Here is a 22,531-nt window from a genome sequence, read left to right as displayed (position 1 = left end):
CCCTTGTCGGACAGCTTCTTTATTTTGAGATAGTTTCATTTTGTAAAAGAGCTAAACCGGTATCGTTGCCTTGTTGCGCGGCTAAGTCAAGTACCGATAGTCCACGCATGTCAAGCAAACTCGTATTTGCACCGTGGTGAAGCAAAAGTTGAAGAACTTCATTTCGTCCAAACATGGCTGCAAACATCAGAGCAGTGCCACCGTTTCCATGTTGTAAATTTAGATCTGCACCATAACTGATTAGTAATTTAGCGATATCGTAATAACCTTTAAAAGCTACTCCCATGAGCGCTGTATTGCCTCCATTATCTTGAGCATTCACATCGGCACCAGCTTCCAATAATAGTTGGGCAGCGGCAAGCTTATTATTATAACAGGCAATTATCAATGCCGTATAGCCTTTGCTATCCCGAGTATTGACATCAGTATCCTGATAGATCAATTCACGTAGAACTTCGATATTGCCTAATCGGGCGGCATGTATCATGATTTCTGAATTTTGTATCATAGTTGATAAATTTTGTATTAAGATTATTGAAATTGATCGGTGCCTTAAAACGTTGTATCTTAGTTGGAACAAAACTGTGAGACGAAATGTTTGCCGACAATTTAATTTAATTTAAATGGGTTATAAACGCCAACATGTTGTCAAAAAAAGCAGTTTTTCAGATAAAGCATCGTTATTACTGATTCGCAGTTGTTAAAAAAGCCGAACGAGGACATGTTCGGCTTTCTAACTCTTCAGCTTTATGCTATTACGCTAGGCGGCACCACGAATAACACGAAGTAGTACAACAATTATAGCAATAACCAATAGGACGTGGATGATATTTCCTGTAGCATAGCCTCCAAAAAAGCTGATTGCCCAAATGATAACTAAAATGACAGCGATGATGTACAATAAATTTCCCATAATTTTTGATTTGTTTTTCCAGTAGAACATCATTCGCATACGTATAGTTTGTTTTGATAAATTATTTTAAATCATTTAAGTGTTCAGTTTACGATACGGAGCGTACATTATGCTGTTAAAAATGAATCGTTAAGATACAGTCTCAACGTATTTCTAACATTTCAACAGTAAATAAATACCTTATTATCTTTTTTTAATATTGCTCTTTTTTTGATAGCCACTTAAATTATAGGTAATAAATCTGCTAAAGCTTGCGAATTAGGCTTCGAAGAGTTGGAAAACGTATTTCTACTCGGACCAATGTTATTTCTTTTTAAAGCTAAAAAGGGTTTAAAGTGTAGCACTCTTCTTGTTACTCTATTCTTGTAAAACCATTTTAAACAATCAGTTGAATAAAGAAAGAGGATAAGTTATGAACAATTACAATTTAAACGTACTCATTAACGAAAAAAGAAGTTTGCTTAATCATTTTGCTGCCAAATTTACAGCTGATCCGGATGAAAAGGAAGATTTGATACAAGAGACTTGGATAAGAGCATTGAAGTCAATAGATGAATTTGTGCAACATCCAAAATTGATGAGCTGGTTATATGTCATTATGAAACATACGTACATCAATAAGTATCGAAAAGCAAAACGAATTACTGAAATTCAAGATCAGTACGTGGTTTTAGAAAGTACAAATACTACTGAACATAATAAAGGAATCAATAAATTCATGGCTGAAGATATCGAAAAAGCGATGACGAGCTTAACTTCAGAAAATTATGAAATTTTTCGTCTGTTTTTGGACGGTTATAAATATCATGAAATCGCATCTTATTTTGATATGCCAGAAGGTACAGTTAAGACTAGAATTCATATGGTACGTAAAAAACTCCAAAAACAGCTTAAAGTGTATAGAATGAACTAGCAGTTCCCGCAGATTACATACAAGCCAGTCAACATTTGACTGGCTTATATGTAATTTTGAAAACGCTTTATTTGCTAGAGTCTTCTCAACCAACATAACTCATAAAAATAACAATTGAAGGATCTCTACAAAGTTCTTCGATGGTTTTGATTCAAGTATGAAATCCTACCTTAACTCATACCTCCAGGATCGCTTTGACAGCCTTTCTTAGTCGGAAGGTATTCTGAAAAGTGATCATCGAATGATCCCCTTTTCAGAATTAATATTAATCATTTTCATGTTCCGTAGAAGCAAAAGAAAATTTAACCGACTTCTGCGGGTAAGTCTCCATACTTTTGCGACTCGTGTTTTTAATGATGGTTTTAAGGCTAACACGGTCTCCCAATTTATAGTAAGTCTCTACGGTCTGATAATCCAGTAAGTAGGGGCCACAAAAATAGTTTCCATTGTCATCTTTCTCTATAATTCCCTGATAAAGCCCTTCTTTTGTCTCTTTTGGCATATTTATTTAATTTGAATGACAAAGGTAGCAAGAGTATTTGAAGAATATCATAGGAAAAATAAAATTTGATTTTTTTTATAGGATAAGTGTTCCATTTCCTCAATTGTTTCGATAGAATTCGTTTTCATTTGAGTGATAAAGCCAAAGAAATAAATGTGGCATTGTTTAAGAGTCATATCATCCAAATCGGTGTGCTAAAAACAAAAAATATATCATTGTTTTTCTCGTTATATTTCTATAAATTCAGCACATAAAAATAAAGAACGAATCAAAATAGACCAAAAATAAATGAACGAGTTAGAAATTTATTTCCGAAATAATGATGCAAAATTGATTAATAAATGGATGCATTATTTCGATGTATACGACAGACATTTTAGTCGTTTCAAAGGCAAAGATATCGTCGTTTTAGAAGTGGGGGTTTTTCAGGGTGGAAGCCTTCAGATGTGGAAAAACTATTTTGGTGATCGCGCGAAAATATACGGTATTGACATCAACCCACACTGTAAAGAACTCGAAGAAGAGAATGTGGAGATATTTATTGGCTCACAGTCCGACCGAAAATTCCTGCGTCAGGTGAAAGAATCTATTCCACCGATCGATATTTTAATCGATGATGGCGGCCATACTATGAAACAGCAGATTGTGACTTTTGAAGAACTATTTGATCATGTAAAAGACACGGGTGTATATCTCTGTGAAGATCTGCACACATCTTATCAAGTGTTTTACGGTGGAGGGCACAAAAGGAATGGAACTTTTATTGAATATAGTAAGAATTTCATCGATTATATCAACGCTTATCATTCGGAACAACGTGGGTTGAAAGTAAATGGATTTACACGTTCGGTAAGCTCGCTTCACTATTATGACAGTATCTTGGTTGTGGAGAAGCACCGAAGAGATGAGGCACCGATACATATGAAAACAGGGCAGGCAACAGTAAAGGATTTCAATGCAGCTCCTACAGGAATTGATGGATTAAAATGGAGAGTTAAAAAGCCTGCTTTAACCATGATCAACAAGTTGCTACGTTTTTTCCGTATAGGTGGTTTTATGTGGCGCTAGAAGGCGAAAGAAAAATTATTGATCATACTACTTGAAATAAAAAAAGCGGATCAACTTAAATTGATCCGCTTTTTGGGTAAGTAATCGGGCTCGAACCGACGACCCCTAGAACCACAATCTAGTGCTCTAACCAACTGAGCTATACCTACCGTGATTTTGATGTCACAAAAGTAGTATTATACCTGATATTTTCCAAATGTTTTTTAAACTTTTTAATTAAACAATTGTCTATCAAAACATATAGTTTTTGTTTTAACCAAGTTGGCGAAGTTTATGCTAGTATCCAGGTAATATTTCGAGGTTAAATAGATAAATAGGCAACTTGGTCTTTAATTTGTATAGTATAATTTATGGGAAAATTTTTTAAATTTTTAATCGCCGCAGCCATTTTGGCGGGGGGCGCTTGGTTTGTCTACAATAAATATAATAGTGGTCCGTTGGTGGAAAGTAAGCATCAGTTATTAGTGGATCGTATTGAGGCTATGGGGAAATTAGAATTGGTGAAATATCGTTATAGTGATGTGGTAGAACATAAGAATGTCAATACATTTTTACCTGACGCAAGTGTATTATTAATTGTCAAAGCGGATGCTGTAGGTTGTGTAAATCTGACGAAGCTTACTCCGGAAGATATTGAAGTTATTGGAGATTCAGTCGCTATAAGGTTACCGGCTCCAGAAATTTGCTATATTAAGATCGACCATGAAGCCTCGAAGGTATATGATACCAAGATGGCTTTTTTAAGAGAAGCGGAACTTGTAGATGAGGCATATAAAGCCGCAGAAAAGGCGGTTGCAGATGATGTTAAAAAATCAGACATTCTTCAGCAAACCAAAGCGAATGCCAATACGGTTTTTAAGCCACTTCTGCAGGGTTTGGGATTTTCAAAAATCAATCTGACTTTCAAATAAATTTAAATAGGAGAGCTAGAAAATATTGAATTGATCTAGCTCTCTGTAATGAATCGATTACGTGCATTTCCGATAAAATGAAAATAGACGGTTATCCAAATGTGAGTGGAATGACAGTAACAGATTATTATTCGTTTTTATCTTGTCGTTGATGTATCCGGTTGAGGGGTCGGTGGGATTTCTCCTCTAGATTGTGGAGAAGTAGTGTCACGATATTGTATCGTTGTAGTATCATTTGGGACGGAGTCCCGCATCAACTCTTTTGATTTCTCATCATCGGTCTTAGCGCTGTTACATCCGAAGGCGGCAAGACAAACTAGTCCAACGGCAATTAATTTTGTTAAATTTTTCATATTCACTTTATTTTTTAATCGTAGTATGCAGTCGCATACACTTAGCTGAAGAACAACGTTCAAATTGAAAGTGTTTCGAATTTAATTTATCTATTGTTGTCGGATAGAGTATTGTGCTTGTTTTGTTGTTGAAAAAATAGCATTGTAAAGAACTTTATAAAGTTGAAGGCTGTTCCTCTACTATATAAGTTCATTTAAACAGAGAGATCTAACATAAATATGCTTGAAATGTCCTTTGTTAGGGACTGGCTCCCAATTAAGTCTTGAAACCTTGGTTGATATCGCCTTTCTGGCTGATGTTGAAAGTTAAATAGCAGTCTTGAATATTTAAAAAATCTGATCTCGATGTGGTATTAGCGGATATAAATAGAATAATTATACAATAATAAACTAAAAAGACATGGCAACAAAGAACGAAAATCGCGTAGTCGGAACAGAAATGGAGAAGAAGAAAAAAGTTAAACTAGGGGTCAATGGAGAAGTAATTCGAGATGTAAACGATAAGGATCAAGGTGATGCAGAGGCTGGGGTAGATCCACAGGTCGATCAACTTAACGATATGCCGAACGATCCTACGGATAGGCCTAAAGAAAGTAGGAAATAAAAAAGACCCGCAATTCCGCGGGCCTTTTTAATATCAGCGCTATACATTTAAAATAGTGCTATTTTTTTCCATGTTTGTCAATGGCTTTGATTAACTCGTCTTTAGTCATATCATGACGTCCAGTGATTTCCATTTTCTTTGCCATTTCTAAGAGTTCGGCTTTTGTTTTGTCTGCGTTTTCATTTCTTGAACTTTTGGACGAAGAAGCTTTGTTTCCAGTCGCTGTAACTGATGTTTTTCCTTTGTCGGTACCTTTGTTGTGCGACTGCCCTTTAGCATTCGTACTGCTTGAATTTTTTGTCGTATTCATAATGTCCGTGTTTATTGTTATTTATAGACTGAACATGTTGCAGCATTTAATAGTTGGCTGTTTAAGTACGCTATCGGATCGTACTATTACCCTTTATTCTTCCTATCCGCAGCAAATTCTTGAATGATAGTTTTATTGAAAACCGGTAGATCATCGGGTGTGCGGCTTGTGATGAGTTTATCGTCGACTACAACATCACTGTCTTCCCATAATGCACCTGCGTTAATAAGATCCATCTGAATAGCTGCGACAGAGGTAATCTTTTTATCACGTACCAAATCTGCATTAATCAACAATTGTGGCCCGTGGCAAATTGCTGCAATTGGTTTATCCCGTTCCCAAAACGCGTTGATCAAGGCAATTGCCGTTTTATTTGTCCTCAATTTATCGGGACTTATTACTCCTCCGGGAAGAAGTAATGCATCATATCGATCCTCCTCAGCTTCTTGGAGAGCAACATCGACTGGATAATCATTTGACCACTCATCTCCACTCTTTGCTCTGACTTTTCCATTAACAGGCGATATAATGTCCGTCTTTGCACCCGCATTTTCCAGTGCTTCTTTAGGGCTTGTTAATTCAATTTCTTCAAATCCATCCGCAACCAATATGGCGATCCGCTTATTCTTTAAATTTTCCATGTAATTAAATTTTACTAATATTCTTTATTTACTTTTATATAACGGATCTAAATCATTTAAAGTTTGAAATAAGATAATTTAAACGTGGACATTTCGGCTAGTCTGTTCCTAAATTGCTTTGATTAAATTTAAATCCCCAATCTTAAAATAACGAATGAACCACTTATCTCGCTAAATATCAATAAGAGCGTAGGCAATATCGTTTCCATGATGAGCTTTCAGGACAGGAACTGCTACGTTATAAATCGGTATTCCGGTGGGCGATAAAGCTTTGAATTTTCCAGCATGTGCATGCCCGTGGAAGGCAGCGCAGACGTTACGACGTTGCAGCGGCTCCATTAAATGTGTAGAGCCTAAAAATGGATAGATCTGTTCGGGTTCTCCTAATACAGTCTCTGCTATAGGTGCGTAATGGAGCAAAGCGACTTTTTTTATATCCGCATGTTCTTGTTCAAGCCGCGCCAACGCGCGATCCAACAGCAAAGACTCATTGACAGCTTCCTGAACAAAACTTTTCATGGCGTCTTCGCCAAACATTGATAACATGTAGCGGTCAAATCCACCACCAAAACCTTTCACGCCCGCAAATCCAATATTTTCGACTACAATGGCTTCGCCGTCCAGAACTGTAATTTTATTATCAATCAAAATCTGGCGGATCTGTTTCTGTCGTCCTTTTTCATAATCGTGGTTACCTAATACTGCGAGCACAGGAATTTTTAGGGACTGCAGTTCTGAGACAAGTAGCTCCGCTTCTTCTTCATCGCCAGTGTCGGTTAAATCACCACATAATAGTAGGACTTTGGCCTTTTCTGAAATTTCTTCAAAAGCTATTTTCCATTTTCCCTGCTGATTTACATTCATATGTATATCACCTAAGGCGGCTATCGTTGTTTTGGTCATATCAAACAGTTTTTATAGTATACGATTTATAGTCCCATTCTTTAATGTCAATCTCGTATTGCGTTTGGTCAATTAGCGGTCCCAAGCATACTTTTTCGAGGCATGGGGGTAGTTCATACTGACCTGATGCGCGCATGAGAAGCTCATCGAACAGGTCTTTTGGGATAATGTCGCGATAATCATGTGGATACGTAAATTGAAAAATAAGTATTTGTGCAAGCAACAGATGCCAATGCTGATCCATGCGTGCCAATAAATGATTCCAGTCAAGCTTTTTTCCATGTTTTAACAAAATGTGATTGATATCAGCGCTATCATGTCGCTCCCTGTTTTGTACATAGAGCTTACACCACACCAACTCTTCTGCTGGTATATAGCGCACCTTCGTGTCAAAAAGGATTCCTTCTGGCCCTCTGTCGAACCAATCCTGCTGAACCGTACAATAGTGATTGACACTATCAAAAATAATATCGATAAAATAAGGGTCTCTGTAGATCTTCGCTAGCCACCTAACATCCGTTAATTCTGTCTGATAGCCATTGGCGGCAAAATGCTTAAGAATTTTTGGATATTCACTGCTCTTGCAAAATATATCGAGATCTTTTGTGGGCCTTATTATTCCCGTATAGTGGAACATTGCTAAGGCTCCGCCCACCATAAATTGGCTATTACTCTGCTGTAGAAGTTGAAGGGTATCCCGGAAGAACCTAAGGCAATCTTCAGGTGGATTATCTAAGTGAATCATGTAGTCTGCTTTTTTTTATAACAGTTAACTAAATCGAGTAGTTTGTCGATCAGTGTTTAAAGCGTATTAGGCACATCAGTAATAGGTAGAAGTACTCAATTTAAAAATCGCTACCCCTGAGATGCCTCCCGCATACGTTATACCTAAAGATTATATTCATTAATTAAAGAGTATATACGTTAGATATTATTTGAGTGGACGATAACCACTACATAACGGAACAGCAGAAGGTTAAATTATTAAATAGAAGATAATGGTAAAATACACGTATTTAGCAATTTTAATTGCAGCTGCGTCGACCGCGTGCGGTGACGCGAACAAGCATAGCGAAGTAGAAGATAAAACCGACACAATAACCAAACAAAGCGGCCTTCCATTGGACAACATCCATCGAAGCCGGCCGCAGGATATGAACAAGGAAAATGATAAAAGTAAGGAACAGGGGATACCGTTGGATAACTTAGACAGGGATAAACCTTCAGATTAAAAATGTATTGTCAATAACTCACAGCGGCGGCTTCGCAGGCAAAATTCTAGTAAACATATAATTTAAAAAAAGTAAGGAGTATGCTAACTATTAAGGGTACGATAAACTGTACCGTAGTAAAGTTAATTTTGTTGATTCAACTCAGCTTATTCATTTCTACATTGTACGCCCAAAAAGTTGGTTCTGTTTTGAGAACCAAGGATTCGATAGCTTTACTCGATTCATTGCCCAAAAACCCACTTGCTTCGGCGAGAAACTTTCTCGAAAAATGGCGTAGTGAGGTTGACCATTCTTATGTGGAGTTTGACAGTGTAAAACGGAGCGTGGCTTGGCAAAGAACAAACAATGAATTAGTCGTGCCAAATCAAGTACAACAGCACATACAATTTGTAAAACCCACATTGCTTTCTTTACAGAAGAAAGTAAATATCCTGCAAAAACAGACGGTACCTCAGGATTCTACTGCAACTTCTTGGCACGCAATTCAAGACAGTGCTGCTATTTTAGGGCGGGATATTGAATCACTTCTGTTGGATATGAAGGATCTTAGTGATAAGACCGAGCAACAAGAGAAGGTGGTTCGAGCAGCTTTAAATATTACCACTTGGTTTCATTGGAAACATATTATACAAAAGAATCTCGAACAGGATGGCTTCTCGCAAAGTTACTATGACACTGGATGGGATGGTCGCTTTCTGCTGATTATATTCAGCTTTGCCTATTTTTATTGGTTATATAAAATGCGAAAGAGCGCAGTAGGGGTGGATGAAGCTTTACCCTTACATCGCAATCAACCTTGGTGGATTCCCATTCTGAAATTTGCCGTTTTCTTTCTCATTCTACTACCCTTAACCTCGCTTAGAATTCCAGTGTTTGTGCTGGAAATGACCTATCTACTTGTATTTGGATTTTTATACGTACTGATACGTGCCGCCTCGTCCGATGTACAAATTAAGGTCTGGCACTCCATTTTCTTTTACTATACTGCGGTTTTGGTCAGCAATTTAATTTTAGACACAGATTGGATTTCACGGATCATTGTTGTAATTGTCAATCTGGTGGGTATCCGTTTACTTTGGGCGCTACGGTGGAGTAGGGATGGAAAAATACCATTTACGCACGTAGGACCTACTGTGCGGTGGCTATTACTATCTTTTGGTGTCGCTGCGATTATATTTAATATTTTCGGTTTTCTAAACTTAGCACGCACATTCAATATTGCAGTCGCTGTAGGATTCTTGCAAACATTATCCATGCGTGCATTCCGTGATATGCTCGCTCATGATGTGGTTAATTCTTATGAGAACTCAAAAAAAGACCAATTTATAAATCGTTTTGATAAGCAAAAATTGATTGCGGCATTGCACCGAATAACTGGTTTTTTTTCTATTTTAATAGGGATTATCATCTGGGCTAACACTTTGCATGTTACGAGTGAGCTACGTCGGTTAGGTGACCGGCTGTTGAATAGCACGCATACCGTCGGCAGTGTAACCTACACATATGGAGATGTTCTTTTAGCTTTTGTAGTGATATGGTCCGCGAACTGGATTCAAAAGAACTTAAAGGATCTTCTAGATAGGCCGAATTCAAAAGGAAATCAGCGCCCTAATGCATTGTTGCCGCTCGTGCGCGTCGTAATTTTCATTATTGGCTTCCTTATAGGAATACGTATCCTCGGATTGGGAGTTGACAAACTGACCGTCATTATAGGCGCATTGAGTGTTGGTATAGGCTTAGGCTTGCAAAATATAATCAACAATTTCGTCTCGGGTGTTATTTTAGTATTTGAGCGGCCATTTAAAGTTGGCGATTATGTAGAACTTGCAGACAAAAAAGGGCAAGTCATGCAAGTCGGAATCCGATCTAGTACCTTACTGACCGATCAGGGTGCTCAAGTAATTATACCTAATGGTGACTTGCTTTCTGGCCGATTAGTCAATTGGACATTTGACGAATCTGATATCCGCTTGAACCTTCAGCTAACTATCATTACCGCCCGAAACATCGAAGATTGGAAAAAATGGCTAAAAGAGATCATTTCTTCTTTTGAGGAGATTGATCCCAATCTTGATGTAAAAATTTTAACAAAAGACATTACAGCAGATGCCTATGTAATTTCCATTCAAGTAGGTTTGAAGAATGTGCAAAAAATAGAATGCTTTAGAAGTAGTTTTTTAGAGAGAGTTAGAGCCGAAGCCATCCGTTATGATTCAAAAGTGACTTCAGCCTAATGGAGGCTATTTACTTCCATATCGGTAATAAATCCAGCCCTGAACATTTCTCAGTTCGTCAATATTCTTGAGGTCTATCAGATTATTTATGCCTAATTTAGTAGATAATGCTCCAAATTCGTCAATTTCGTGAACAGGGTAAAAAAGTACATTTTCATTAGGCATGTCTACATTACCCTGTAGCCATTTATAGCCCGCAGCTTGTAGGTTGTCGATAAAAGTATCAGTAACTGCCTCCAAATGGTGCATCATTTTATTAATCCAAATGAGCTCATCATTAGTTCGCGTTGGATAGTGCTCTGCTACATAATCTTGTATGAGTTGCTCGCCCTCTACGTCCCAACCGTCACGAATCATCGCCAAACCCATCGCTCTTACTTCCTCTTGATAAAAATCTTGGCCGTAAATCATTTTAATATCCCCGGCTATTGGACTCTCTTCAATTTTGGCTCGTAAGGCCATTTGTCTATTAAGCAGTTCGTGTACGTAGTCGAATGTGTGTTCCATAATACTGATACTTGATTTTTATTTGTTTACTAAGTGAACATTGATGGCGATCTTATGGTTTGGAATACTTATATTTTGTGTATTTAATGCGAAAATCAAGATCCTATATAATCCAATTCGATCGCAGCATTTCTCCATTTTCCACTAGGCAGTTTTAGAAGAGAATAAAAAAAATGATGCTCCTTAAATTCTGATGTACCGAGTTATTGGCGAGTGTTCGTAATTACTCAAACATTTTTTTATTAAAACATTTTTGGTCTGAAAGCTGTTTCTTTCAAAAATCTGTTACTCAACTAAACTAAAACGAAAATACAGAAAGCTATGAAACAGTTGCTTTTGGTGGATGATCATACATTGGTGCGATCCGGTTTCCAACTAATATTAGAGGCACAACAGGACATTACTGTAATAGCTGGGGTAGAAAATGGTGAAAAAGCCATGGAATATTTAGACAGTTCATCGAAGCCAGATATCATTTTAACAGATATTCATATGGACCAGATGGATGGCATCCAGCTCATTCAAGCAGTAAAAAAGAAGTATGTCGACATAAAAATCATCGTTTTATCCATGGAAGATAATATCCAGGTAGTTCAGGAAATTTTAAACCTTGGTGCTGATGGCTATTTGTCAAAAGATTCTAATGTTGAGGAAATCCTTTTCGGAATCCAGCAGGTTGTCCGAGGCGAACAATATATTAGTGCATCACTGAGTATTGAAATTATTAGAAATTTATCGAAATATACCCATATGGATGTGGATCGAAGCGCCATAATGACCAGATATGACATTTCTGAGCGGGAGCTTTCCGTATTGGAATTGATTGCACAAGGACATACGAATGCTGAAATAGCAGAGCAGATCTATTTAAGCAAAAGGACAGTCGAAGGGCATAGGCAACAGTTGATCGAGAAAACAGGATCCAAGAATACGGCGGGACTTGTTCGTTTTGGTTTTCAGAAAAAATTATTGAGCTAAGGTGGAGTGTTGTGCTTAGAAAACGATGGGCTCATAGCCTTATAATAATATCGGCTTAAAGCAATAATTTCTATTTCAACGGCATGATTGAATTTTTATAATAGTTATAATTATTTTGCATTTGAAATGCATTTTATCTAAGTTTGGCGCGCAGTTATAGACTATTTGTAAATAAAAATCAATCATGAGCCAAAAATTTGAATATAATACGCGTTATCCTTCTGTGGAAGATCTAAAGATTAAAGCGAGGAAAAGGATTCCCCGATTTGCATTTGATTATTTGACCGGAGGAGCAAACGAAGAATTGAATCTTGCTAGAAATGAAAACGATTTTGATAACATTTTGTTAAAACCGCAATATCTATTAGCGAGCGATGAAATAGATCTTTCTGTCGAATTGTTTGGTCGCCGTTATAGCGCGCCATTTGGTGTTTCGCCCATTGGACTTCAAGGACTGATGTGGCCGAATGCGCCGGAAATTCTTGCGAAAGCGGCTGCGGAAAATGATATTCCATATATTTTAAGCACTGTTTCGACAAGTAGTATTGAGCGTATTGCCGAAGTGTCAAATGGGAAAGCATGGTTTCAGCTCTATCATCCTAGCGAGAATAAATTGCGAGATGACATTATTAAGCGTTTACAGATTGTTGAATGTCCTGTATTGGTGGTATTGGTCGACGTACCGGCGTTCGGACTTCGGTATCGTGAAATAAAAAGCGGATTGTCCATGCCGCCTAAGATGAGCGTTTCAAATATTTTGCAAACTTTTGCATGTCCAACTTGGGGTATTGAGACGCTAAGATATGGTATTCCTTCTTTTGCGACTTTAAAACCTTATATGGAAAAAGGTCTTGACTTGGCCCAACTGGGACAGTTTATGAATAAGACATTTACGGGTAAAGTTGATGTTGAAAAGATTAAAGCAATACGCGACCTATGGAAAGGCCCGTTGGTGCTGAAGGGAATTGCAACAGATGAAGATATGCAGGCTTCAATCGCATTGGGGGTTGATGGTGTGATTGTTTCAAATCATGGTGGACGGCAGCTAGACGCAAGTGAGTCTTCGATCAATTCATTAATTCGTTTGGCTAGTAATCCCGAATATAAAAAGAATATTAAAATCATGTTGGACGGTGGGATTCGCTCGGGTGTTGATTTGGCGCGTGCCCATGCTGTCGGATCAGAATTCAATTTTATGGGAAGGCCTTTTATGTATGGTGTAGGCGCTTTAGGTGGAGCAGGCGGCAAACATACCATCAATATGTTCAAAACACATTTGTATCAGGTCATGAAGCAGCTGAGTCTTTCGAAGATAGCGGATTTCCCACAGCGTCTGCAGTCTATTCTCTAAGTGCTCTGTAGTAAAGATCATCGATTTGGCCTTGAAATAGGCGTGTGCCGACAATAGAAAAGGAGATGTCTCCTATGTTTGTATCATGCAAACATAGGAAACATCTCCTTTTTTGTTTACAATTTTGCTTGTAGCTTATTATTTTTATGTTCATATCAAGGTGCAGAACCAAAGATCAACGCTGCACCAAATTTTGCATTTTAACAGTGTTTCTTCAGTGATCGTTCAGTGATGGTTTAATAACTTCCCCAAGTCAGGAAGTCAAAATAGGTTTGATCGATAGCAAATGTTCATGAGTACCGAGAGGATTTTTCAGTTAAGAGAGAGGATTTTAATTTAATTTCTTAGATTTGTGTATCCATGAGGTTAACAGTCTTCATATTGATTGGCTATATTCTGGGACTTTCCTTTGTCCCGTGCAGCGATTCGAACAATCGCTGTGAAGAGACTGCTATGGAAGCAAAGCTCAATCAAACACACAACCATGGTGATGATGCATCTGATGCGTGTTCAATTTTCTGTTATTGCAATTGTTGTAGCGGAAATATAACTGCTTATGCTTATCAATTTCCGGAAATAGCTGGCGTTCCGGTTTCTATTTATTTTGACAATCGTATACCAGTCCTCAATACCAAAATTGTTTCCAGCTATTGTGGAAGCATCTGGCAACCGCCGAAGGTTAATGCTTAATTTTTTTTAAATATTTCAAAACCGAATTGATAGAGAATGCATGTTATTCTTTATCGGGTTTTGTTGTTGGAGTTCGCTTGTTGTGTGTACTCCAATAAGAATGAGCGATTATTTAAGTATTAATCACGTATAATTGTGTTAGATCATATTATAAAATTTAGCATTAAGAACAAGTTTGTTATTGGTTTAATGACTTTGTTACTTATCATTTGGGGAGTATGGAGCGCAACAAAACTACCAATAGATGCTGTCCCCGATATTACCAACAATCAAGTTCAGATTTTTACATCTTGCCCCACACTCGCAGGCCAGGAAGTGGAGCAATTGGTCACTTTTCCGATTGAACAGCGTATTGCAACTGTTCCGAAAATAGAAGAAATCAGGAGTATTTCACGTTTTGGATTGTCTGTCATTACGGTGGTTTTTGACGAGGACGTCGATATTTACTTTGCCCGTCAATTGATTGGTGAGCGTTTAAATGAAGCGGTCGATCAAATTCCCCAAGGCATTGGTAAACCTGAATTGGCGCCAGTAAGTACCGGATTGGGCGAAGTATATCAATATATTATCCATCCCAAAAAGGGAAGTGACAAGAAATACGATGCAAAAGATTTGCGAGCTATGCAAGACTGGATCGTTGCCCGTCAGCTTTATGGAACCCCGGGAATTGCAGAGGTTAATAGTTTCGGCGGCGAGCTTAAACAATATGAAGTAGCTGTTGATCCCGATCGGCTTAAAGCGATGAATATCACTATTCCCGAGATATTTACAGCTTTGGAGAAAAACAATCAGAATACTGGAGGGGCCTATATCGATAAAAAGCCAAATGCTTATTTTATTCGCGGAATTGGTCTGGCTACCTCATTGGATGATGTAAGAAATATTGCTATTCGTAAATCAGGCTCCATACCGATTTATGTGAAAGATGTTGCTGATGTACGTTTCGGTCATGCTGTGCGTTATGGCGCCCTGACCTATAATGGTGAGGTGGATGCCGTGGGTGGTGTTGTTATGATGTTGAAAGGTGAAAACAGTAATGAGGTGGTCAATAGGGTGAAAGAGAAACTGCCAACTATTCAGCAATCCTTACCCGATGATGTCATCATAGAACCTTATTTAGACCGCACGGATCTAGTGGGACGTGCGATCAGTACGGTTGAAAAAAACTTAATCGAGGGTGCGCTTATCGTGATATTCGTGCTGGTGCTATTTCTTGGCAATTTGCGGGCAGGTCTTATTGTTGCTTCGGCGATTCCCCTGGCGCTACTGTTTGCACTTGGACTGATGAATGTTTTTGGTGTCAGTGCGAATCTAATGAGTTTAGGTGCTATAGACTTCGGTCTGATTGTCGACGGGGCTGTGATTGTGGTGGAAGCTACGCTGCATCATTTAGGCCTGCGGAAGTCGACAGAGAAATTGACCCAAGCGGAGATGGATCATGAGGTATTCGAATCCGCGTCTAAGATCCGTACAAGTGCAGCTTTTGGGGAAATTATCATCTTAATCGTTTATATTCCGATTTTAACATTGGTGGGTGTTGAAGGAAAGATGTTCCGCCCAATGGCGCAAACAGTTGGGTTTGCTATTTTCGGCGCATTGATTCTCTCGTTAACCTATATCCCTATGATGTGTGCTTTGTTTTTGCCGAAAAAGCACAGCGACAAGAAAACATTCAGTGACCGCATGATTGCGGGACTGCAGCGTATTTATGAACCACTATTGCGAAAAGCTTTTCGATTTAAGTACCTGATCGTGAGTTTGACCGTTGCAATTTTTGCATTATCCGTTTTCTGTTTTAAGCATATGGGTGGAGAGTTTATTCCACAGTTGCAGGAAGGTGACTATGCTTTCCATTGTATCTTACCGCAAGGAAGCTCACTTTCGCAGAGTATTGAAACCTCCATGCAGGCTTCCCGTATTATCAAAGAGTTTGCGGAGGTTAAAATGGTTGTCGGCAAGACAGGGGCCGCCGAGGTTCCGACAGATCCGATGCCACCAGAAGCAACAGATATAATGGTTGTATTGAAACCTCGGAAAGAATGGAAGTCTGGGCGGTCTTATGAAGAATTAGGAGCGGCTATTCTTGAAAAGCTCGAAATTATTCCCGGGGTATTCTTTGAAAAAAACCAACCTATTCAGATGCGTTTCAATGAATTGATGACAGGGGTTCGTCAAGATGTAGCTGTAAAAATTTTTGGCGAAAATATAGATTCATTAGCTGCATATGCTACTGTGGTTGCAGCCCAGATTCAGTCGGTTGAAGGAGCAACATCAACACAGGTTGAACGTGTATCCGGCCTGCCGCAAATCAATATTGTTTACGACCGTACACGGATTGCGAATTATGGTCTGACCATTCAGGATGTCAATGATGTGGTGAGTACGGCTTTTGCGGGCCGTAGTACTGGACAGATTTATGAAAATGAACGCCGTTTTGATCTGGTCGTGAGGTTAGATACAACGCATCGAAATAGTATTGATGATGTGCGTAATCTTATGATTCCTACAGATACCGGTACACAGATACCGCTTTCTCAAGTGGCTACCATCGATTATAAGTTGGGGCCAGCCCAAATCAGCCGTGAAGCGGGCAAAAGAAGAATTGTGATCGGTTTTAACGTAGCAGGGCGTGACGTTCAAACTGTGGTAAAAGATATTCAACAAAAATTAGCTGCACATGTAAAGCTTCCTGCAGGGTATTATTTCACCTATGGCGGCCAGTTTGAGAATCTTCAAAAAGCGAGTTCACGCCTGCTGATTGCTGTGCCTGTTTCATTGCTACTTATTTTTATGTTGCTGTATTTCACTTTTCATTCCTTTAAACAGGCGATGTTGATTTTTACCGCAATCCCAATGAGCGCCATTGGTGGAGTATTTGCACTCATGTTGCGCGGAATGCCTTTTAGCATCAGTGGCGGTATCGGTTTTATTGCACTTTTTGGTGTTGCTGTACTCAATGGTATTGTTCTGATCGGTACATTCAATCAGCTGAAAAAAGAGGGTGTTAGCGATATCTTTCAACGTGTTAAAGAGGGGACTTTAACGCGTTTACGCCCTGTGCTTATGACGGCAACCGTGGCTTCATTGGGCTTTTTGCCGATGGCAATCAGCACCAGTGCGGGAGCGGAAGTTCAGAAACCTCTCGCTACCGTGGTTATTGGAGGGCTGGTAACAGCAACTTTTCTGACCTTGTTTGTGTTGCCACTATTGTATATAATTTTTAATTCTAAATGGAATATGAAACGAAGTAGCGGTGCTAAGACGTTTGTTACAGTACTTATTTTCTTATTTATGACCTTGGGATCTCAGGTGGTGATTGGCCAGGAACGTATTTCTGTTGCAGAAGCTGTGGAAACTGCGTTGAAGAGCAATCGCCAGTTTCAGATCAATCAGGCCGAGATCGCGGGAGCAGGTTTTAATGTCAAAACGGCAACCGAAATACCCAAGACAGGGATCTTTGCAGAAAATGAAGACTATCGTCCATCGGATAAGGCCGGTCTGCTGAAAATCGGTGTAACGCAAAGCATTGCCTGGCCCGGACTCTATACGGCGCGTAAAGAGTATTTTAAACAACAACTGAAATATGCGAATCTAAATACAGACGTACTGAAAATTGCGATTACGAAAGATGTAAGGACGGCGTATTTTCAGCTCTGGTATCTCCAGGATCGCCAAAAATTATATATGGAGCTCGATAGTATCTATACGGGTATGTTTAAGGCAACTGAATTACGTTTTAAAACTGGTGACGTAGCCGCACTTGATAAGATCGCCGCAGAAGCAAAATTGAAAGAGCTACAAGCACAACTAGCTCAAAACAAAAAAGATATCGTTATTCAGCAACAGAAATTGATGATGTTGCTGGATCGTAATGTATGGATGCTTCCATTAGATCAGTCTTTAGCGAAGATCGATGTAGCAAGCAGTCCGTCTGAAGAACTAACGCATCCTTTACTTGTTTTACAGCAGCAAAATGTAAATATCGCTTCATCGAATATCAGCGTTCAGAAAAATACCAATAAGCCGGAGTTCTCGGGTCGATTTTTCTCCCAACGTGTTTGGGGAGCCAAAGATCCGTTATCGGGATTTTCTGTCTCCGCATCTTTTCCAGTTTTTAGTCTGGGCGCGTATAAAAGTAAGGTGAAGGCTGCCAGTGCTGAGATGGAAGTTCAACAGCGTAAATTGGAATATGATACGCAAGTATTCCAAACCAATAAAGGGAACGCACTTGCTGAGATTGATAAGCATAGTGCATTGCTGCAATTTTACGAGTCTTCGGGTTTGAAACAAGCGGATGCGATTATTAAAGCAGCTACTTTGGGTTATAGAACGGGGGAGATTAATTTCGCTGAATTAAGTCAATTTTTAAGTCAGGCCATTGGGATTCGTCAGAATTATCTCGAAGTACTCAATCAGTATAATCAATCAGCAATTCAATATAATTACTTCAATAACAAATAAGTCAACAATGAAAGTTTTCATAAGAATAGTTATCGTATGTATCGCCGTAGCTTTTTTTTACGGTTGCGGTTCTAATGAGTCGGAGCCTAAAGGCCAACCCGCGGGAAAGGAAGAGCCTAATGCCGAAGAGGGGCACGAGGAGGGACCGGTTACCGTAGCGGCATTGAGTGCTGCACAAATTAAAGCTGTGGGCATCGTTTTTGGAGGTATTGAAGAGAAGGAGCTAACTGCTACAATTAAGGCCAATGGACTTTTGAGTGTACCCAATAATAATAAAGCGAATGCGACGGCGCTTTATGGTGGTGTTGTAAAGACGTTGAATGTACAGTTGGGGGACAATGTGCGTAAGGGGCAGGTGATCGCGACAATTACCAACCCGCAGTTTGTACTGCTGCAGGAAGAATATGTATCTCTTGCTAGCAAAATTACCCTCGCTGAGCAAGAGATGGCAAGGCAACAGGAATTGAATGAGGGCAATGCCGGTGCACGTAAAAATCTGCAGGCCGCAACAGCTGACTTCAACAGTTTACGGGCTCGAAAGGCTTCCTTGCAGCAACAGATTCAGTTGATGGGAATTAATCCCAATAGTTTGAATCTTTCCAATATGCGCACTTCATTGGCCGTGACAAGCCCTATCAATGGAACGGTGAGTACTGTTTTTGCGAAAATAGGGAGTTATGTGGATGTATCTTCTCCGGTAATCGAGATTGTTGACAATAGCCTTCTGCACTTAGATCTGCAGGTGTTTGAGAAGGATCTACCCTTGGTTAAAGTGGGGCAGATCATCAACTTCCAGCTGACAAACAACCCCGATAAAACCTATACTGCCAAAGTTTTTACCATAGGTTCTTCCTTTGAAAACGACAGCAAGACCATCGCTGTACACAGTACAGTGGTAGGTAGCAAAGTGGGCTTGATTGATGGGATGAACATTACGGGGATGATCGGTGTCAATAATGTGCGGACTCCGGCTGTTCCGAATGATGCCATTGTGGAGGCCGACGGCAAGTATTACATATTTGTGGAAACAGACAAGAAACCTGAAGAACATGAAGAAGAGCACGATGATCACGGGCATGCACATGATCAGGGCGAAACAAAACATGCACACAGCGATGAGAAAGAAACTGGCCAGCACGGGGAGGAACAGGCAAAGAACATCAATTTTGAAAAAATTGAGATTCAAAAAGGCGTGTCTGCCTTGGGATATACTGCGATTATTCCTGTAATGGAGATTCCTGCAGGAACAAAAATTGTTGTGAAGGGCGCTTTTTTTATCAATGCTAAAATGAGTAATACAGGGGGTCACGAACACTAATTGACAACATTTGTTAACATAATAAAATCAATTTATGTAATATACATCAATCTGAAAGCGAAGGCAGGCAGCTATGCTGTATGTAGAAGCAAAAGTATTTAATCAGCGCAGAGCAGAACTAGTTTATATAAAAGTGCCGGCTTTTGGACTATCATGATTACAGTCGCAGCCATGTTGAAGTTGGGACTATTATTAATGGTATAAACGAGCGAAGATGAACTAGTCCTGCGGGCGCTGATTTACATCGCTAATTCGTGTAGCTACAGCAAGGAATAAGCGAGTTATGTGGTTTTCATGCGAGTGATCGATCAATATAATATAATCTTTGGGTCTGTGTTTAGCTAGTTGTTTATATACTGTCCATAAATCACGCTATAGTTTTTTGTCAATCTACTTTCGCAGGATGGCGCAACGTCATGAAATTCCATTGACGATATTTTTAAAGCTGATTTATTTGTTGTTTCCGCTTCTTCTGGAAAGCGGTATATACAATTATTACACTTATTGACATCAGAACAAATGCTAAGAAAAATGGTGCGCCGGAGAATTTAAAGGGTGCGTTATCATGAGTAAAGTAATAGAAAAGATTGGTCATCATCGGAGGACCAATTATTGATGTTGCACTCATCAGGCTGGTTAATGCGCCTTGAAGTTCACCCTGTTCGTTTGAAGGAACATTTTTGGTTATCACAGATTGTAGGGCAGGGCCACAAATACCTCCGAGGCAATAGGGAATTAGGAATACGAACATCATCCATCCTTCGCTTGCAAATGAGAATAACAGTAAGCCAATCGCATAAAGGGTAAGCCCATAAAAAATGCTTTTCTGTTCACCAAGTTTGGGTGTTGTCCATCGAATCAAAATACCCTGAACCAACCCAATCAGCAAACCAATGACACCTAGCGAAATACCTACCATTCTTTCAGTCCAATTGAATTTGTACATGGTGAAAAAGTTCCAATTGCTCTGAACAGCATGTCCTGCAATATAGATTAAAATTAAGGCAACGATTAAACCGGATATTTCGGGATGCTTTCCGAGAAATTTAAAAGATCCAACAGGATTGGCACGTTTCCAGTCAAAGGCTCTGCGTTTTTCTTTGTCTAAGCTCTCGGGTAAGATAAAATAACCATAAAGGAAGTTTAGCATGCACAATCCTGCGGCGGCATAAAAGGGAACTCTAGCGCCATAATGGCCGAGTAAACCACCGATAACGGGACCGATGATGAAGCCTAAACCAAATGCAGCACCTATCAAGCCGAAGTTCTTCGCCCGATCTTCATCGGTTGATATATCTGCAATATAGGCACTTGCAGTTGTAAAGCTGGCTCCAGTCAATCCGGCAATAACTCTCCCCAAAAAAAGCCATCCTATGGTTGGTGCAAGGGCGAGAAAGATATAGTCTACCGCGAATCCAAAAAGGGAAATCAATATAACAGGTCTTCTACCATATTTATCACTCAGATTGCCAACGACAGGAGAAAATATGAACTGCGTAAAAGCATAAGCAAAGCCAAGCCAGCCACCATATTTAGCCGCTTCACTGATGTCACTATGGATGAGCTCCTCAATAAGTTTAGGAACAACAGGAATAATGATTCCCCAACCTGTAATATCGATGAGTAATGTGATAAATATAAATCCGATTGCTGCTTTTTTCTTGGAATTTTCCATTATGTTCCAAAAATAATCAAATCCTTAAAAACTTGTATGTTATTTAATTACTAATTTGTGATCAGTCTTTTATTTTCGATTGCGCTAAGATTCTGTATTGATGGCTTTACATGTCGGATGGTGCTTTACCTTGAAATTGCATGAATTGGCAATAAAGCAAAGTTTGTTTGCTTGTGTATGTAGTGATAAGGCAAGGTCTACTTGAGAATTATCTGCGATAACCACTTCAGGGTATAATGTAACCGCTGTGAAACGGCCGCTGCCGTCTATTTCAGTTGCCAAGATAGCAACAGCGTTATCAGTATAAGATAGAACCTGAATGCTGTTCTGCGAACATACATATAGGTATGACATCATATGGCAAGAAACCAAGCTGCTGAGAAGCAAATCTTCTGGATTGTATAATGCGGGGTCGCCCTTGAATACTTTTGCGGCTGAAACGTGAAGATCTGCTTTTCCCTCAATCGCGATGTGATGGTTTTTATGATAAACTTTTAATCCCTGAAAACTCGGCTGTTCAGTATGAGGCCAAGTTAGAGATGCTTTAAAGATGTGCTTGTAACTCATTTTTTGTTTTAAATTTGTGGTAGTTCCCATGTGTTTATCATGCGGAATGATCATGATGCACGACATTTATCTTTGCGAGAAAATCGGCATCTTATTATAATAGTAAGATTGGAAGCAGCGTATACCTTTAGTGTTGTTTTAGGCGGATAAAAGTGATATAATCTGTATTGATAGGCTCAACGCCATTTCGTCTCATTTCACTCGCTATTTGCGCCCTATGGTAAGTGCCATGATTAAATACGTGTAAGAGGATATCGTTGACCTTATTATGAAAAGCCATAGCCGCAGGCAAGAATGGGGCGTTTTCTCGCTTTCTTTTTTCAGGTTTTCCAGTAGTACTGTATTCGCCCAGTTATTATATAACCATAGCTGAGTAAATGTAGTTGACATCGAATTGTTG

22 protein-coding genes and 1 tRNA gene are annotated in these 22,531 nt (G+C 39.2%); 11 read left to right on the top strand and 12 right to left on the bottom strand.

The annotated features are described in order from the left end of the window. Positions 1–19 precede the first annotated feature (19 nt). Positions 20–508: an ankyrin repeat domain-containing protein gene (locus B3139_RS12790; protein ID WP_293883667.1), complete on the bottom strand. Its 489-nt coding sequence runs from the start codon at positions 506–508 to the stop codon at positions 20–22. A gap of 252 nt (positions 509–760) precedes the next feature. Then, positions 761–913, bottom strand: coding sequence for a lmo0937 family membrane protein (locus B3139_RS12785; RefSeq protein WP_115048587.1), 153 nt, complete (start codon positions 911–913; stop codon positions 761–763). Between the two features lie 412 nt (positions 914–1,325). Here B3139_RS12785 and B3139_RS12780 point away from each other — a divergent pair, with 412 nt between their 5' ends. After that, positions 1,326–1,826, top strand: coding sequence for an RNA polymerase sigma factor (locus B3139_RS12780; protein ID WP_209581955.1), 501 nt, complete (start codon positions 1,326–1,328; stop codon positions 1,824–1,826). 265 nt (positions 1,827–2,091) lie between these two features. Here the strand turns inward: B3139_RS12780 and B3139_RS12775 are convergent, their stop codons facing one another. Next, a complete protein-coding gene (locus tag B3139_RS12775; RefSeq protein WP_209581952.1) occupies positions 2,092–2,328 on the bottom strand; it encodes a hypothetical protein in 237 nt (78 codons plus the stop codon). A 288-nt stretch (positions 2,329–2,616) separates the two neighbouring features. Between B3139_RS12775 and B3139_RS12770 the strand changes: the two genes are divergently transcribed. Beyond that, on the top strand, positions 2,617–3,396 hold the full coding sequence (locus tag B3139_RS12770; protein ID WP_293883657.1) for a class I SAM-dependent methyltransferase: 780 nt from the start codon (positions 2,617–2,619) through the stop codon (positions 3,394–3,396). 75 nt (positions 3,397–3,471) lie between these two features. On the opposite strand, the gene B3139_RS12765 is transcribed toward B3139_RS12770, so the two are convergent. Beyond that, a tRNA-His gene (locus B3139_RS12765) sits at positions 3,472–3,545 on the bottom strand. Positions 3,546–3,746: 201 nt separating this feature from the next. On the opposite strand from B3139_RS12765, the gene B3139_RS12760 reads away from it, so the two are divergent. After that, complete coding sequence (locus B3139_RS12760) at positions 3,747–4,307, top strand: DUF4230 domain-containing protein (protein WP_293883655.1); 561 nt, start codon at positions 3,747–3,749, stop codon at positions 4,305–4,307. A 753-nt stretch (positions 4,308–5,060) separates the two neighbouring features. Beyond that, positions 5,061–5,264 carry a hypothetical protein gene (locus tag B3139_RS12755; protein WP_293883653.1) on the top strand — a complete coding sequence of 68 codons (204 nt, stop codon included), beginning with the start codon at positions 5,061–5,063 and terminating at the stop codon, positions 5,262–5,264. A gap of 58 nt (positions 5,265–5,322) precedes the next feature. On the opposite strand, the gene B3139_RS12750 is transcribed toward B3139_RS12755, so the two are convergent. The 4 genes from B3139_RS12750 to B3139_RS12735 form a co-directional block, all read right to left on the bottom strand. Further along, entirely contained in the window at positions 5,323–5,574 is a 252-nt protein-coding gene (locus B3139_RS12750) for a Rho termination factor N-terminal domain-containing protein (RefSeq protein WP_293883651.1), read from the bottom strand. A gap of 86 nt (positions 5,575–5,660) precedes the next feature. Next, positions 5,661–6,215, bottom strand: a complete 555-nt coding sequence (locus tag B3139_RS12745; protein WP_293883649.1) for a type 1 glutamine amidotransferase domain-containing protein — start codon at positions 6,213–6,215, stop codon at positions 5,661–5,663. Between the two features lie 171 nt (positions 6,216–6,386). Continuing rightward, positions 6,387–7,118, bottom strand: coding sequence for a metallophosphoesterase family protein (locus tag B3139_RS12740; protein ID WP_293883647.1), 732 nt, complete (start codon positions 7,116–7,118; stop codon positions 6,387–6,389). A gap of 1 nt (position 7,119) precedes the next feature. Next, positions 7,120–7,863, bottom strand: coding sequence for a nucleotidyltransferase domain-containing protein (locus B3139_RS12735; RefSeq protein WP_293883645.1), 744 nt, complete (start codon positions 7,861–7,863; stop codon positions 7,120–7,122). Positions 7,864–8,116: 253 nt separating this feature from the next. Between B3139_RS12735 and B3139_RS12730 the strand changes: the two genes are divergently transcribed. Both B3139_RS12730 and B3139_RS12725 read left to right on the top strand, forming a co-directional pair. After that, positions 8,117–8,350 carry a hypothetical protein gene (locus B3139_RS12730; RefSeq protein WP_293883643.1) on the top strand — a complete coding sequence of 78 codons (234 nt, stop codon included), beginning with the start codon at positions 8,117–8,119 and terminating at the stop codon, positions 8,348–8,350. A gap of 80 nt (positions 8,351–8,430) precedes the next feature. Then, positions 8,431–10,584, top strand: coding sequence for a mechanosensitive ion channel family protein (locus B3139_RS12725; protein WP_293883641.1), 2,154 nt, complete (start codon positions 8,431–8,433; stop codon positions 10,582–10,584). Positions 10,585–10,590: 6 nt separating this feature from the next. Here B3139_RS12725 and B3139_RS12720 read toward each other — a convergent pair whose 3' ends face one another. Beyond that, positions 10,591–11,091 (bottom strand): hypothetical protein, encoded by a 501-nt coding sequence (locus B3139_RS12720; RefSeq protein ID WP_293883639.1) that lies wholly within the window; start codon positions 11,089–11,091, stop codon positions 10,591–10,593. 321 nt (positions 11,092–11,412) lie between these two features. On the opposite strand from B3139_RS12720, the gene B3139_RS12715 reads away from it, so the two are divergent. The 5 genes from B3139_RS12715 (at position 11,413) to B3139_RS12695 (ending at position 19,889) form a co-directional block, all read left to right on the top strand. Then, positions 11,413–12,069, top strand: a complete 657-nt coding sequence (locus B3139_RS12715) for a response regulator transcription factor (RefSeq protein WP_293883637.1) — start codon at positions 11,413–11,415, stop codon at positions 12,067–12,069. Between the two features lie 184 nt (positions 12,070–12,253). Next, positions 12,254–13,420, top strand: a complete 1,167-nt coding sequence (locus B3139_RS12710; protein ID WP_293883635.1) for an alpha-hydroxy acid oxidase — start codon at positions 12,254–12,256, stop codon at positions 13,418–13,420. Between the two features lie 360 nt (positions 13,421–13,780). Continuing rightward, positions 13,781–14,110 carry a DUF6660 family protein gene (locus tag B3139_RS12705; RefSeq protein ID WP_293883633.1) on the top strand — a complete coding sequence of 110 codons (330 nt, stop codon included), beginning with the start codon at positions 13,781–13,783 and terminating at the stop codon, positions 14,108–14,110. A gap of 135 nt (positions 14,111–14,245) precedes the next feature. Continuing rightward, a complete protein-coding gene (locus B3139_RS12700; protein ID WP_293883631.1) occupies positions 14,246–18,571 on the top strand; it encodes a CusA/CzcA family heavy metal efflux RND transporter in 4,326 nt (1,441 codons plus the stop codon). A gap of 7 nt (positions 18,572–18,578) precedes the next feature. After that, positions 18,579–19,889: an efflux RND transporter periplasmic adaptor subunit gene (locus B3139_RS12695; RefSeq protein ID WP_293883629.1), complete on the top strand. Its 1,311-nt coding sequence runs from the start codon at positions 18,579–18,581 to the stop codon at positions 19,887–19,889. A 439-nt stretch (positions 19,890–20,328) separates the two neighbouring features. On the opposite strand, the gene B3139_RS12690 is transcribed toward B3139_RS12695, so the two are convergent. The 3 genes from B3139_RS12690 to B3139_RS21560 all read right to left on the bottom strand — a co-directional run bounded on the left by B3139_RS12690 (position 20,329) and on the right by B3139_RS21560 (position 22,411). Beyond that, positions 20,329–21,564: a TCR/Tet family MFS transporter gene (locus B3139_RS12690; protein ID WP_293883627.1), complete on the bottom strand. Its 1,236-nt coding sequence runs from the start codon at positions 21,562–21,564 to the stop codon at positions 20,329–20,331. Between the two features lie 84 nt (positions 21,565–21,648). Then, entirely contained in the window at positions 21,649–22,185 is a 537-nt protein-coding gene (locus tag B3139_RS12685) for an OsmC family protein (protein ID WP_293883625.1), read from the bottom strand. Positions 22,186–22,258: 73 nt separating this feature from the next. Continuing rightward, on the bottom strand, positions 22,259–22,411 hold the full coding sequence (locus tag B3139_RS21560; protein WP_414711827.1) for a DinB family protein: 153 nt from the start codon (positions 22,409–22,411) through the stop codon (positions 22,259–22,261). Positions 22,412–22,531: the final 120 nt, after the last annotated feature.

This window comes from Sphingobacterium sp. UBA1498, from assembly GCF_002325125.1.
Taxonomy (GTDB): domain Bacteria; phylum Bacteroidota; class Bacteroidia; order Sphingobacteriales; family Sphingobacteriaceae; genus Sphingobacterium.
Note: the sequence above shows the minus strand (reverse complement) of the source record. Positions and strands in the feature narration are given on the sequence as shown.

Bases quoted from the DNA above. Each gene is read 5' to 3' on its own strand.
- B3139_RS12790 (WP_293883667.1), bottom strand. From the start codon at position 508: ATGATACAAAATTCAGAAATCATGATACATGCCGCCCGATTAGGCAAT.
- B3139_RS12785 (WP_115048587.1), bottom strand. From the start codon at position 913: ATGGGAAATTTATTGTACATCATCGCTGTCATTTTAGTTATCATTTGG.
- B3139_RS12780 (WP_209581955.1), top strand. From the start codon at position 1,326: ATGAACAATTACAATTTAAACGTACTCATTAACGAAAAAAGAAGTTTG.
- B3139_RS12775 (WP_209581952.1), bottom strand. From the start codon at position 2,328: ATGCCAAAAGAGACAAAAGAAGGGCTTTATCAGGGAATTATAGAGAAA.
- B3139_RS12770 (WP_293883657.1), top strand. From the start codon at position 2,617: ATGAACGAGTTAGAAATTTATTTCCGAAATAATGATGCAAAATTGATT.
- B3139_RS12760 (WP_293883655.1), top strand. From the start codon at position 3,747: ATGGGAAAATTTTTTAAATTTTTAATCGCCGCAGCCATTTTGGCGGGG.
- B3139_RS12755 (WP_293883653.1), top strand. From the start codon at position 5,061: ATGGCAACAAAGAACGAAAATCGCGTAGTCGGAACAGAAATGGAGAAG.
- B3139_RS12750 (WP_293883651.1), bottom strand. From the start codon at position 5,574: ATGAATACGACAAAAAATTCAAGCAGTACGAATGCTAAAGGGCAGTCG.
- B3139_RS12745 (WP_293883649.1), bottom strand. From the start codon at position 6,215: ATGGAAAATTTAAAGAATAAGCGGATCGCCATATTGGTTGCGGATGGA.
- B3139_RS12740 (WP_293883647.1), bottom strand. From the start codon at position 7,118: ATGACCAAAACAACGATAGCCGCCTTAGGTGATATACATATGAATGTA.
- B3139_RS12735 (WP_293883645.1), bottom strand. From the start codon at position 7,863: ATGATTCACTTAGATAATCCACCTGAAGATTGCCTTAGGTTCTTCCGG.
- B3139_RS12730 (WP_293883643.1), top strand. From the start codon at position 8,117: ATGGTAAAATACACGTATTTAGCAATTTTAATTGCAGCTGCGTCGACC.
- B3139_RS12725 (WP_293883641.1), top strand. From the start codon at position 8,431: ATGCTAACTATTAAGGGTACGATAAACTGTACCGTAGTAAAGTTAATT.
- B3139_RS12720 (WP_293883639.1), bottom strand. From the start codon at position 11,091: ATGGAACACACATTCGACTACGTACACGAACTGCTTAATAGACAAATG.
- B3139_RS12715 (WP_293883637.1), top strand. From the start codon at position 11,413: ATGAAACAGTTGCTTTTGGTGGATGATCATACATTGGTGCGATCCGGT.
- B3139_RS12710 (WP_293883635.1), top strand. From the start codon at position 12,254: ATGAGCCAAAAATTTGAATATAATACGCGTTATCCTTCTGTGGAAGAT.
- B3139_RS12705 (WP_293883633.1), top strand. From the start codon at position 13,781: ATGAGGTTAACAGTCTTCATATTGATTGGCTATATTCTGGGACTTTCC.
- B3139_RS12695 (WP_293883629.1), top strand. From the start codon at position 18,579: ATGAAAGTTTTCATAAGAATAGTTATCGTATGTATCGCCGTAGCTTTT.
- B3139_RS12690 (WP_293883627.1), bottom strand. From the start codon at position 21,564: ATGGAAAATTCCAAGAAAAAAGCAGCAATCGGATTTATATTTATCACA.
- B3139_RS12685 (WP_293883625.1), bottom strand. From the start codon at position 22,185: ATGATCATTCCGCATGATAAACACATGGGAACTACCACAAATTTAAAA.
- B3139_RS21560 (WP_414711827.1), bottom strand. From the start codon at position 22,411: ATGGCTTTTCATAATAAGGTCAACGATATCCTCTTACACGTATTTAAT.